At 70.1% G+C, this 603-nt stretch carries 1 protein-coding gene; it reads right to left on the reverse strand.

What is annotated here, in order from left to right; translation table 11 throughout:
- The coding region (locus FF041_RS37310) for an AMP-binding protein (RefSeq protein ID WP_153527233.1) at positions 1-603 on the reverse strand (603 nt) is incomplete at both ends.

Here is a 603-nt window from a genome sequence, read left to right on the forward strand (position 1 = left end):
ACGGTGACCGGCAGCGTGTCCAGCACCACCACAGCCGCCGGAACCATGTACTCCGGCAGTGACGCCGCCGCGAAGTCGCGCAAGGCCGTCGCATCGAACACGGCTTCGGCGCTCAGTCCGGCATAGGCGACGAGGCGTTTGTCGCCGGGGCGGTCCTCACGGGCGATGACGGCGACCTGGCCGACCGCCTCATGCGACGCCAGTACGGCCTCGATCTCCCCAGGCTCCACCCGGTAGCCACGGATCTTCACCTGCTCGTCCGCGCGTCCGGCGAAGAGGAGCTCGCCGTCCTGGTTCCAGCGGGCCAGATCACCCGTCCGATACATCCGCCCGCCGTAGGGGTTGGCGACGAACCGCTCGGCCGTGAGGCCGGGGCGATTCGCGTATCCCCGGGCCAGACCCTCGCCCGCGATGTACAGCTCCCCGTTCACCCCCGCCGGAACCGGCTGGAGGAACTCGTCCAGCACGAACACCCTCGTGTTGTCCCGCGGCCGTCCGATCGGCAGCACCGCAGGAGCCTCACCCCCAGGAGCGACGGTATGGACGGTCGCGCACAGGGTGGCCTCGGTCGGACCGTACAGATGCCGCACCGTCAGACCCGGA

Origin of the sequence: Streptomyces jumonjinensis (assembly GCF_009600885.1) — a bacterium.
Classification (GTDB): Bacteria; Actinomycetota; Actinomycetes; order Streptomycetales; family Streptomycetaceae; genus Streptomyces; species Streptomyces jumonjinensis.